Below are 10,019 nucleotides of genomic sequence, written 5' to 3'. Positions count from 1 at the left end.
GGGCTTCCGGGTGCGCGGGAGGCCGGGGTGGTCAGCCCGCCTCCCGCTCGGGTATCGCCTGTTCCCGGTCCGCCAGTCTGCGCAGCAGTTCGCGGACCCGGTCCCGGGACTCGTCCGCGGCGTCGATGGCCTCCATGCACTGCCAGTACGTCGCCTCGTCGGGCGCGGCGCAGGCGATGCCGACCATCGCGATGCCGACCTCGCCGAGCAGTCCGCCCAGGTAGGTCAACGCCTGGCGCGCGTCGCCCAGTTCGGTGAGCTGGGCCGCGCGCAGCTCGCCCGGGCCGAGATCCGGCGGGTCCAGCACACCGCAGCCGCGACCCGCCAGCTCCGTCAACCCCAGTGCCTCGCCGCGCAGTTCGGGCGGGCCGAAGACGGCTAGGCGGCTGCCGATCGCCTGCGCCAGCGCCTGGGCCTGCCACACCTCCGTCATGATCTGCGGCACTTCGCCGCTCGCCGCAAGGGCTCGCCTGCTCGTCACGATGAGCCGCACCGCGTCCATGCGTTGCCCCCGTCCGTCCCGACGCGCTCTCGACGCGTCCGCCCGACCTTCGCTGTGTCACTACCCAGAGTGAGGGTGCTTGAGACGAAAAGCTAGAGGAAGGCGGAAATTGCGGACAACAATTCGGATTCGATCGCCATTTTGACTGCGGAGAGTAATAGCGGACGATGTCACTCCGGTGTGGGGAACCTCCGCTCGTTACGGTCGATCTTCGCGTCCAGCGCGGCCAGCGGGTCGACTCCGAGCACCTCGCACAACTGGAGCAGATAGGCGAGGACGTCGGCGACCTCGTCCCTGACCCGGTGCGCGGTGTCCGGATCGGCCATCACCCGCATCGACTCCTCCGGGGTCAACCACTGGAAGATCTCGACGAGTTCGGACGCCTCGACACTCAGCGCCGCCACCAGGTTCTTGGGGGTGTGGTACGGCTGCCAGTCCCGGGCCGCGGCGAACTCGGCGAGACGGCGTTGCAGCCGGGCCACATCGAGGGGCTCGCGGTCTTCCCGGGACACGTGGTGCTGGTGCTCTCCTGTCACGGCTTCAGGTGTACCACCGTCACTCCCCGCTCCCCGACCGCCCAGGACGCGTCGCTCACCGCACCGAGAAAGCGGATGTGCCCGTCCTGCGCCGACCGCGCCGCCAGCCGCAGCAGCGCCCGTCGCTGCCGTACGTCCACCTGCCGGTCGAAGCCGTCGGTGAGCACGGTCAGCGCCTGGAGCGCGGCCGGCACCTCGCCGGGCGGGTCGACCTCCAGGACGCCGGGCCCGGTGAGCAGCACCAGCGCCAGGGCGATGTACCGCAGCTCGCCGTCGCCCAGCCGCGCGAAGTCGGTGCGCGAACCGTCGCCCCGGTCGAGCAGGGCGCGCAGGGTGCCGTACCCGGTCGGTTCGGCCAGCACGTCCGCCACGGGCCCGGCGCACCCGGCGGCCACCGCCTCGATGAACTGCGCGTGCCGCCGCCCGCACTCCGCGCGGGTCCGCCACAGCACGTCGGCCAGGTTGTCGCAGGTGCCGAACAGCCGGCCGGGGCCGTTCCGCACCGGCGCCCGCATCCGCTCGGGCAGCGGGTCGCAGGCGAAGACCGACCGCAGGGCGACCACCATCTGCTCGGCGGCGGCGAGCACACGGCGCTGCCCGTCGGTCTTCCCGGCCACCCGCAGAGGCAGCAGCGCGGTGCCGAGCCGGTCGTCGGGCAGCGGCGCGCGCGTGACCGGTGCCGAGCCCGCCGTGTGCCAGGCGGCCTGCACCGCGCGCCGGGCCGGATCACGCAGGGCCGTCTCCAGCAGCACCACTCCCCGCGCGGTCAGCCGCTCCCCCACGATCCGCAGCTCCGGCTCGGCCTGGACGGCGACGTCCAGCAGGACCGGCCCCTCGGGCCCGTCCGCCGTGCAGCCGATCCGGAACCCGCGCCGCTGCTGCGCGTCGGGCCGCGCCCGCTCGGGCACACACGCCCTGGGGTCCTCGAACACCTCGCCCAGCGGCGCGCCCCCGCCGAGCCGGGCCAGCGCCTCGTACGCCCGCAGGGCACTGGTCTTCCCGGCTCCGCTGGGCCCGGCGAACAGGGTCACGGGGCCCAGCGGGAATCCGGCCCGCCGGTGCCCGGCGAAGGCGGACAGCCGCAGCTCGGTGAGGTGGGGGCGCAGCGAGCGCCGCGGATGCCCACCGGGCGGATCCCCGGCGGCCGCGCCCGCCGCCGTCTGCCCGGCGGACACCGACCGGGGCGACTGCGCGGGCACCGGCATCCGAACCGGCGCCCCCGACGCGTCCGCCTCCCCGGCCGGCCCGGGTTGACCGGAGGGACCGGGGGAGCCGGAGGAGCCGGGGGCTTCCGACGAGCCGGAAGCCCCGTACGCACCGGAATCCCTGGGCCCACCCGACGTCGTGGGCGGACCGGAGGTCTCGGAGACGCCGGCAGCCGTGGGCGCACCCGCGGACCTCCGGGAAGAGGACCCGGAGGCCTGGGCCCGGCCGGCCGGGCCGGGTGCCCCGGAGGGCGGGGAGAGGGGGGCGGATCGCTCGGATCCCGCGGACGATGCAAAGGACGCAGCCATATGCGGACCGTAGGGCCCCGCCGCCGGGCGAACCGTTCCGCTTGGACGCCCTTCCTACGATCGGGCGACCGAACGCGCCGGCGTCAGACGCCGGGCAGCCCCGCGCCCTCCATCAGCCCCTGCACCTCGGTGCCGGGCGGGGTGAGGAGGAAGACGTTGCGGTCGACCCGGTGCATCCCGCTGGCGAGACCGAAGACCACCCCGGTGCTGAAGTCGAGGACGCGCTTGGCGACCTCTCCCTCCGCCCCGGTGAGGTCGAGGAGGACGGGGATCCCGGACATCAGGGTCTCGGCGACCTCACGGGCGTCCGCGAACACGTTGACCCGCAGCACCACGAACCGCCGTCGGGTCTCCGTCTCCGCTTCCGGAAGCGTGCGGTGGTTCACCGCGGACGGCCATGCGTCGCGGCCCCGAAGCGGCACGACCTGGGCGAGCCCTTCCCATTGTTCATCGGTGACGTCGTGACCGTGACTGTTCACCGGCTCCCCCCGATCTGACTCGCACTCATCGCCTGCACCAGCCAATTCTTACGCCAAGTCACCCGTTCGGCCCAACAGCGACACGGTGCGCGACGCCGCAGGTCGCGATGCGCGCCCGTTGCCGGTGGAGCGTGCGTCACCACCTACTCTCCCGCAGGAAACAGCGGAAGCGGTACGGTTTCACGGCCCGATCCGCGGGGGCGCCACCGGGACACCGCGCGGAACCGACTCGGCCCCGGTACGCCCCAGGGCCACGAACAGCTCCCTCGCCGCCGGGCTCACGACGCACGGCAGCAGGAGCGCCCAGAAGCGCGTCAGCGTCGAACGCTCCAGCCAGCGCCGGTCCCCGCCGCCGAGGGTCTCCAGACCGGCCGCCACGGCCACCACCGTCGCGGCGAGGTCGCGGGGAGCCACATCCGGCACCAGCGCCCCCTCGCGCGCCGCCCGTTCGACCGTGGCCTCGACCCACGCCTGCCAGTCCCGGCGCAGGTCGCGGGCCGCCGCGGTGCGTTCGGGGCGGGCGCTGAGCGCGAACCCCGCGCGCAGCACGACATCCTGCGCCAACCCCTGCACCAGGTCGTGGCTGGCGTCGATGAGGACCTGCAGGGACAGCGCGTCGCGGTGCCGGGTGATCAGCCGCAGTCGCTCCCCGGCCGCGTCGACCACCCCGTCGACCAGCGCGGCCTTGTTGGCGAAGTGGAAGTGCAGCGCTCCGCTGCTGACGCCCGCCCTGGCACTTATCACCGCGAGGGAGGACGCCTCGAAGCCGTCCTGGTCGAACAGTTCGGCCGCGGCGGCGATGAGGGCGTTGCGCGTCCGGATCGCGCGTTCCTGCTTGGCCATGGAGGACTCCGTTGCTCCGCTGGAGGTCAGCGCCGCGGGAGACGAGGTGCCGCTTCACCCGGCAGTCGGTTCACCGGGTGAAGCTGGATGCTTGCTGCACACATCGTCGCCCGGTAACGCAGACAACCAGCTTAACAAACCGGCCTCGCGGTTTTCGTGTGTCCCGTCTCAGCCCTCTCAGCCCCCGCTCAGCCCCGCAGCAGCACGGGCAGGGCGCCGAAACCGTTGAGCAGGAACGTCGGCAGCGGGCGCAGTTCCTCCGCCGGGCAGCCGAGGGCCAGGTCCGGGAAGCGCCCGAAGAGGGCGCGGAAGGCGATGGTGGCCTCCAGGACCGCCAACGGAGCACCCAGACAGCGGTGCACGCCGTGCCCGAAGCCCAGGCCATCGCGGTCGGTGCGCAGCAGGTCGAAACGGTCGGCGTCGTCACCGTACCGCTCCGGGTCGCGCCCGCCCGCCGCGAAGCTCACCAGGATCGGGTCGCCCCGGCGGATCAGCACGCCGTCGAGGTCGATGTCCTCCACGGCGAACCGCATCGGCGAGTAGGCGGCCGGGCTGTGCACCCGCAGCGTCTCGTCGACCACGTCCCCCCAGTCGGCCCGGCCGGCCCGTACGTGCGCCAGTTGCTCAGGGTCGGCCAGCAGTGAGCCCACCCCGTTCACGATGAGCGTGGAGGTGGTGTCCTGGCCGGCGGCGATCATCAGGAAGAGCGTGCCGAGCAGTTCGTTCTCGCTGAGCCGGTCGCCGTCGTCCCGGGCCGCGATGAGCGAGGAGGTCAGGTCGTCCCCGGGCGCCTCGCGCTTGGCCGCCACCAGCTCGGCCAGCAGCCGGAAGGCGGTGGCCCGGGCGGTCTCCATGGTCTCGGCCGTGACGCTGGAGGAGAACACCACCCGCAGGGCGGCGCACAACTCGGTCCGGGCCTCCCCCTCCGGGACCCCGAACAGCTCGCAGACGACCTGGAGCGGCAGCGACTCGGCGAAGGCCGACCGGAGTTCGGCCCGGCCGTCCTCGGAACCGGCGTCCATCGCGTCGAGCAGCGAGGCGGTGATCTCCTCGATCCTCGGCTTCAGCGCGGCGGTACGGCGGGCGGTGAAGGCCCCGGCGACCAGCCGGCGCAGGCGTGCGTGCTCCGCGCCGTACGCGAAGAGCATGTTCTCGTTCGCGACCCACGGGAAGAGCGGCCAGTCGGGAGTGATCCGCCCTTCGATGAAGGCGGGCCAGTGGCGCCGCGCGTCCTTGGAGACCCGGGGGTCCAGCAACAGCCGTTCCACCTGGCTCTGCCGTACGACCGCCCAGGCGCGCACGCCGCCGGGCAGTTCGACCTGGACGGCCGGGCCCTGTGCCCGCAGCATCGCGGCCTCGCCGGCGAGGTCCCGTCCGGCCACGTCCAGTGTGTGGCCACCAGAAGTGAGGTTCATTCTCCTGCGCTCCGTTCGGTCGTCTCGCGTTCCGCCCCCAGCCCTGCGCACCCACACCGAGGAGATCGACGAGCGGCGGCTGCTGTTCCCCCGTGATGACGGCCCGTCACCGGCCCCGGCCGTCGCTGAGAGGGCCGGCGCATGCCGCCGTCACACCGGCGCGGATTGATGCGTCCGGTGTGTGTAGTGATACACGACCGGCGTCAGGCAGTCATTCCCGTCCGGCGGGGCCGCGTCACCCGGCGCCCCCCACGGACGGCAAATGGCGACGGACAGCGGACGACGAACAGCAACTGGCAGAAGGCACATGACACGTGGCACGTGGCAGACCGCAGACGGCTCGGCCACGTGCCCCCGGCCGCCGCCCTCGACGCGGCCGTCTCGCCCGGCCGGCTGATACCGGCCGCCTTCCGCCCGAGCGTCGGCCCCCGGCTGCCGTTCCACCGGGCTGCCGCCTCCTGCGGCCGGTCGCCCCCCGCACCGCCCTTGCCGCCGCTCCCTGCGGCCGTCACGCCGTGGACCATCACCGCGGCCTCGGCCGCGGGAGCGTGGAGAATCACCACCCGCCGCGTCGCACCGCCGGGCCGCCGCCTCCGCGGCTCCCGTTCCACCAGGCCACGCCCCCACGCGGCCCGCGTGACCTCACGCCGTGGCCGGGGCCTTCGCCGCCATCTGCTCGTCGCGGAGCCGGACGGCCTCCTCGTACACCCGCTCCGCGCGGTCGGCGGCGAAGTCCAGGCGGACCAGGACGCCGGGGACGGCGATCGCGGTGATGAGGTTGCGCATCAGGTCGGTGACCCGCTCGACCATGTCCGCGTGTCCGGTCATGATCTTGGAGAGCACCTGGACTCCGGTGAAGCTGCTGGTGAAGAGTATGGCCGTGGACGGCACATCGACGTGCGGCAGCAGCTCGCCGGCCATCTTGGCCCGGGCCAGGACGTCCGTGTTGTGGTCGATCCAGCCCTGCATGGGGACCCGGCGGTCCAGTCCGTCCTGCGGGGATCCCTGGTCCACGGTGAGCCGGATGCTGCCGCGCACCATGGGGTCACCGAGACACAGCAGGTGGGCGAGGAGCAGCGCTTCGTCCAGGGTCTGCTGGAGGTACAGCTCCTGCGGGGGGACGGGGGGAAGGGCGGCGACCTGCGCGGCCAGCACCTCCTGGGCGAGTTCCTCCTTGGAGGAGAAGTGGAAGTACAACGCGCCCTTGGTCACGCCGCACTTCTTCAGAACCTCGGAGATGGTCGCCGCCTCGTAGCCGACCTCGTCGAACAGTTCCGCCGCCGCCTTGACGATCTTCTGGCGCGTGCGGATGGCCCGCTCCTGCTGTGCCACTGCACCCCTCCGTCACCTCTCGACCGGAAGAGACTGAGAGGTTCGTGTTCCTGTTGCTCGCGTGGAGTGATGAGTCGGCGCCGAGTCGCACCACCCGTCGTACCTGACCGGGCGCGTGAAACCGGTTCAATTCACACGTCCGTCCGGAACAATAAAACCACCCAGCCGGTTTTGCAAGGGGTTGATAACAAACCGATTGGTCCGTAGCTTTATGCCCGCCGCCACCACTCCCGCCTTCCGGCCCGGCACTCCCTGGGGGACAGTCGATGTTTCAGCGGGTCGAAGCACCGCTCAGTGGCACCCCCGGAGAACCGGACCGGGTGGGCGGTTCCGTCGGCCGACTCCGTACCATTGCGCCCGTGGACAGCAGCGCCGTGGACGAACTCACCCATCTGCTCTTCGACGGCGACGAACGGGACCGCGTGCACGGCCGGTGGCGTGCGCTGGTCGCGGGCGAGGACTTCGCCTACCGTCCGGGGCTCACCCCCCGGGATCGCGCCGAACTCTCCTACCAGCGGCTCCGGCTGGTCAACCGCGCCATCCCGTCCGCCGAGGCGCTGGCCTACGACGCCCGCCGGCTCGCCGCGCTGCACGAGTGGACCGGTTTCGTCGACGGCGGCCTGTGCACCCTGGCGAGCATCCACTACAACCTCTTCCTCGGCAGCCTGCTCGACCACGACGGCTACTGCCGCGACCTGTCGCCGTACACGGCCATGCGGCGCACCGGTGTGTTCCTGTGCACCGAGCTGGAGCACGGCAACGACGTGGCCAACCTGCGGACGGTCGCCCGCTACGACCGCGGGACCGGCGGGTTCGTGCTGCACACGCCGACCGTCGGCGCGCAGAAGTTCATGCCGAACACCAGCCTCACCGGCGGCCCCAAGACGGCGGTGGTCGCCGCCCGGCTGCTGGTCGACGACGAGGACCAGGGCATCTTCCTCTTCCTCACCCCGCTGAGCGACGAGAACGGCCATCTGCCCGGCGTCCGGGTCCAGCGGCTGCCCGACCGCACCGGGCCCCCGGTCGACCACTGCCTGACCTCCTTCGACCATGTGCGGCTGCCGCGTGCGGCCATGCTCGAGGCGGCGCACGGCCGGCTGGACGAGAACGGCAGGCTCACCAGCTCACTGGGCAACCGGCGCAAGCGGTTCCTGCGGTCCGTCGGCCGTGTCACGGTGGGCAAGCTGTGCATGAGCGCCGGCACGCTCGGCATGGCGCGCGCCGCCCTCGCCGTCGCCGTGCGCTACGCCCACCACCGGCACGTCGGCGGCGCCAAGGTCGGCCAGCGCGTCCCGCTGACCGCGCACCGCAGCCACCACGCCCGGCTGCTGCGTTCCCTGTCCACCGCCTACGCCATGACCTTCCTGCAGCGCGCGGTCGTCGACCGCTGGACGGCCCACGACGAGACCGACCGTGAGCAGCGCGAGGAGGTCGAGCGGCTGATCGCCGTCGCCAAGGGCTGGATCACCTGGCAGGCCCGGGACATCACCGTCGAGTGCCGGGAGCGCTGCGGGGCGCAGGGCCTCTTCCCGCAGAACGGCCTGGCCGACCTCCAGTTGAACATCGAGGGCGGCATCACGGCCGAGGGCGACAACCTGGTGATCTGGGTGAAGGCCGCCTCCGAGATGGTCTTCGGGCACGAGTCGGGCCCGGGCCGGCCGGTGCGGCCCGAGGGCCGGGATCTCACCGACCTCGGTTTCCTGCGGGATCTGCTCGCCTCGGTGGAGCGGATCTGGCAGACCCGCGCCCGGCAGGACCTGCGCGGCGGCCCCGCCGGGGATCCGGTCGGCCGGTGGAACGCGACCTCCGAGGCCGCCCTGGAGATGGTCTCCGCGCACGCCCGGGTCCAGGCGGCCGACGCCCTGCTGGGCGCCGTCGGCAAGGCCCGCACCGCGCACGGCCGGTTCCTGCTGGAGAACGTCGCCCGCCTCTTCCTGCTGGACCAACTCCGCGCCCACACGGGGGACCTGCTGGCCTCGGGGCTGATGACGCCGGAGCAGGTGACGTCGCTGCACCCCGTCGAGGGCGGGGTCGTCGCGGATCTGGCCCCCCATCTGATGGCCCTGGTCGACGCCTTCGACCTGCCCGAGGAGTTCCTGTCCCGGGTGCCGATCGCGGGCCCCGACTACGTGGACCACTACCGGTCCGCCCCCGACCCGGCCCTGCGGTCCGCGCTGGGTTCCCGCACCCTGGCCCAGCCCACGATGGCCTGACCGCCTTCGGCGACGGAGTCCCGGCGGCATCGCGGACCACTCCCCCATGTCACGCCTCTTGACGTGCTCTTGGCGCGATGGCTTCATGGGAGCGCTCCCACACCCGTACGCACCCGTACCGCACCAGCATTTCCCACCCCGTCCGGTTTCTGACTCACTCATTGGAGCCGTAGTGAGGTCGACAGGAAACACGTCAAGGAGCACGACGAGAACCACCCCGCTGCTCGCGGTCGTGGCCGCCCTGGCCACCCTGCTGGGCCTGCTCGCCCTGGCCGCCCCGGCCGCCCGCGCGCAGTCGCCCGGCGCCGCCGCCACCGGTCTGCACATCAGCGACGGCCGCCTGCTCGAAGGCAACGGGAACGACTTCGTGATGCGCGGCGTCAACCACGCCCACACCTGGTATCCGGGCGAGACCCAGTCGCTCGCCGACATCAAGGCGCTGGGCGCCAACACCGTGCGGGTCGTCCTCTCCGACGGCCACCGCTGGACCCGCAACAGCCCCGAGGACGTCGCGGCCGTCGTCGACGACTGCAAGGCCAACCGCCTGATCTGCGTCCTGGAGGTGCACGACACCACCGGCTACGGCGAGGAGGCCGCGGCCGGCACGCTCGACCACGCCGCCGACTACTGGATCAGCCTGAAGGACGTCCTGGCCGGCGAGGAGAACTACGTCATCGTCAACATCGGCAACGAGCCCTGGGGCAACACGAACCCGCAGGGCTGGACCGAGCCGACGATCGCCGCCGTCAAGAAGCTGCGCGCCGCCGGCTTCCAGCACACGATCATGGTGGACGCGCCGAACTGGGGNNNNCCGCTCCGTGTACGCCGCCGATCCCACCGGGAACCTGATCTTCTCGATCCACATGTACAGCGTCTTCGACACGGCCCAGGAGATCACCGACTACCTGAACGCCTTCGTCGCCGCGGAACTGCCCATCGTGATCGGTGAGTTCGGCGGCNNGCCGCCGAACAGCTCGACCTGGGCTACCTGGCCTGGTCCTGGAGCGGCAACACCGACCCGATCCTCGACCTGGCGATCGGTTTCGACCCGGCGCGGCTCAGCTCCTGGGGCCAGCGCATCTTCCACGGCGCCAACGGCATCGCCCAGACCTCCCGCGAGGCCACGGTGTTCGGCGGCACCGGCCCGGACACCCAGGCCCCGACCGCCCCCGGCACCCCGGCCGC

8 protein-coding genes and 1 pseudogene are annotated in these 10,019 nt (G+C 72.5%); 2 read left to right on the top strand and 7 right to left on the bottom strand.

Going from position 1 to position 10,019, the window contains the following annotated elements:
- Window positions 1-31: 31 nt before the first annotated feature.
- The 7 genes from CCN42_RS38355 to CCN42_RS38325 all read right to left on the bottom strand — a co-directional run bounded on the left by CCN42_RS38355 (window position 32) and on the right by CCN42_RS38325 (window position 6,621).
- Entirely contained in the window at window positions 32-502 is a 471-nt protein-coding gene (locus CCN42_RS38355; protein ID WP_086173702.1) for a DUF6099 family protein, read from the bottom strand.
- A gap of 170 nt (window positions 503-672) precedes the next feature.
- Window positions 673-1,038: a nucleotide pyrophosphohydrolase gene (locus CCN42_RS38350; protein WP_173883436.1), complete on the bottom strand. Its 366-nt coding sequence runs from the start codon at window positions 1,036-1,038 to the stop codon at window positions 673-675.
- On the bottom strand, window positions 1,035-2,243 hold the full coding sequence (locus tag CCN42_RS38345; protein WP_086741845.1) for an AAA family ATPase: 1,209 nt from the start codon (window positions 2,241-2,243) through the stop codon (window positions 1,035-1,037). Before CCN42_RS38345 ends, CCN42_RS38350 begins: the two co-directional genes overlap by 4 nt.
- A 392-nt stretch (window positions 2,244-2,635) precedes the next feature.
- Entirely contained in the window at window positions 2,636-3,031 is a 396-nt protein-coding gene (locus CCN42_RS38340) for a cell division protein SepF (RefSeq protein ID WP_169731603.1), read from the bottom strand.
- A gap of 180 nt (window positions 3,032-3,211) precedes the next feature.
- The gene (locus CCN42_RS38335; RefSeq protein WP_086741843.1) at window positions 3,212-3,874 is read right to left on the bottom strand and encodes a ScbR family autoregulator-binding transcription factor; all 663 of its coding nucleotides are present in this window, start codon (window positions 3,872-3,874) and stop codon (window positions 3,212-3,214) included.
- Between the two features lie 188 nt (window positions 3,875-4,062).
- Window positions 4,063-5,289: a cytochrome P450 family protein gene (locus CCN42_RS38330; RefSeq protein ID WP_086741842.1), complete on the bottom strand. Its 1,227-nt coding sequence runs from the start codon at window positions 5,287-5,289 to the stop codon at window positions 4,063-4,065.
- 642 nt (window positions 5,290-5,931) lie between these two features.
- The gene (locus CCN42_RS38325; protein ID WP_086170357.1) at window positions 5,932-6,621 is read right to left on the bottom strand and encodes a ScbR family autoregulator-binding transcription factor; all 690 of its coding nucleotides are present in this window, start codon (window positions 6,619-6,621) and stop codon (window positions 5,932-5,934) included.
- A gap of 359 nt (window positions 6,622-6,980) precedes the next feature.
- Here CCN42_RS38325 and CCN42_RS38320 point away from each other — a divergent pair, with 359 nt between their 5' ends.
- Both CCN42_RS38320 and CCN42_RS38315 read left to right on the top strand, forming a co-directional pair.
- Window positions 6,981-8,834: an acyl-CoA dehydrogenase family protein gene (locus tag CCN42_RS38320; protein ID WP_339384497.1), complete on the top strand. Its 1,854-nt coding sequence runs from the start codon at window positions 6,981-6,983 to the stop codon at window positions 8,832-8,834.
- Between the two features lie 220 nt (window positions 8,835-9,054).
- Window positions 9,055-10,019, top strand: a pseudogene (locus CCN42_RS38315) (glycoside hydrolase family 5 protein); the annotation flags it as partial.

Origin of the sequence: Streptomyces glaucescens (assembly GCF_002154375.1) — a bacterium.
Classification (GTDB): Bacteria; Actinomycetota; Actinomycetes; order Streptomycetales; family Streptomycetaceae; genus Streptomyces; species Streptomyces glaucescens.
This window is presented reverse-complemented; position numbering and strand designations above follow the sequence as displayed.

Coding starts and splice junctions, on each gene's coding strand:
- CCN42_RS38355 (WP_086173702.1), bottom strand. CDS start 502: ATGGACGCGGTGCGGCTCATCGTGACGAGCAGGCGAGCCCTTGCGGCG.
- CCN42_RS38345 (WP_086741845.1), bottom strand. CDS start 2,243: ATGCCGGTGCCCGCGCAGTCGCCCCGGTCGGTGTCCGCCGGGCAGACG.
- CCN42_RS38335 (WP_086741843.1), bottom strand. CDS start 3,874: ATGGCCAAGCAGGAACGCGCGATCCGGACGCGCAACGCCCTCATCGCC.
- CCN42_RS38330 (WP_086741842.1), bottom strand. CDS start 5,289: ATGAACCTCACTTCTGGTGGCCACACACTGGACGTGGCCGGACGGGAC.